The organism is Streptomyces sp. CA2R106, assembly GCF_037034245.1.
Taxonomy (GTDB): domain Bacteria; phylum Actinomycetota; class Actinomycetes; order Streptomycetales; family Streptomycetaceae; genus Actinacidiphila.
Window position 1 is genome coordinate 1 of record NZ_JBAGKC010000122.1, and the last position, 1,147, is coordinate 1,147.

Annotated in this window: 1 protein-coding gene; it reads left to right on the plus strand. The window is 75.9% G+C overall.

Annotated elements, in window-relative coordinates:
• A partial coding sequence (locus tag WA788_RS35300) for a beta-ketoacyl reductase (protein WP_335984555.1) occupies positions 1–1,147 on the plus strand: 1,147 nt, incomplete at both ends.

The window sequence follows — 1,147 nt, forward strand, 5'->3', positions numbered from 1 at the left end:
GGTGGCGGCCTGCGACGTGGCGGACCGGGAGCAACTGACGGCGCTGCTCGGCTCGTTGGAGGTCCCGCTCGTCGGCGTCGTGCACGCGGCGGGTGTGATCGACGACGGCCTGGTGGCGTCGATGACGGCCGAGCAGGTGGACCGTGTGATGCGGCCGAAGCTGGACGCGGCGGTGCTGCTGGACGAGTTGACGGCGGACGCGGAGCTGCGGTCGTTCGTGCTCTTCTCCTCGGTGGCGGCGTTGATCGGGAGTGCCGGTCAGGGCAACTACGCTGCGGCGAACGCCGGGTTGGACGCGCTGGCGGCGCGGCGGCGGGCCGCGGGCCGGCCGGCGGTGTCGCTGGCGTGGGGCCTGTGGGCGGCCGAGACCGGCATGACCGGCGAGCTGGACGCCGGGCAGCTCGCCCGGCTGGAGCGCATGGGCGTCCTGCCGCTCTCCTCGGAGCTGGGGCTCGAACTGCTGGACGCGGCCCAGAAGGTGGATGCCGCGCTGGTCGCGCCGGTGCGGCTGGACCTGGCGGCGCTGCGGGAGCAGGCGCGGGCGGGCACCGCGGTGCCGCTGCTGGCCGGACTGGTCCGCGCACCGGGCCGCAAGAGCCGTACGGGCGCGGGTGGTTCGCTCGCCACGCGGCTGTCCGGCGTGGACCGCGAGCAGTGGGAGCGCGTGACGCTGGACCTGGTGACCGCGCAGGTGGCGGCGGTGCTCGGGCACGCGTCGGCCTCGGCGGTCGACGCGGGGCGGGCGTTCAAGGAGCAGGGCTTCGACTCGCTCTCCTCGGTCGAGCTGCGCAACCGGCTCGCCCAGGCCACGGGCCTCAAGCTGCCCGCGACCCTGGTCTTCGACCACCCGACCTCCCTGGCGGTGGCGCGCTTCCTGGTGACGCAGGTGTCGGGTACGGACGAGGGCGCCGCGAAGACACCGGCCACCCGCACCCCGGCCCGGCGGCGGGCCGACGCGGACGAGCCGCTGGCGATCGTCGGCATGGCCTGCCGCTACCCGGGCGGCGCGAACTCGCCCGAGGGCCTGTGGGACCTGGTCGCTTCCGGCCGGGACGCGATATCGGGGCTGCCCGGGGACCGCGGCTGGGACCTGGAGCGGCTGTACGATCCGGACCCGGAGCGCGTCGGCACCGTCTACGCCCGCGGG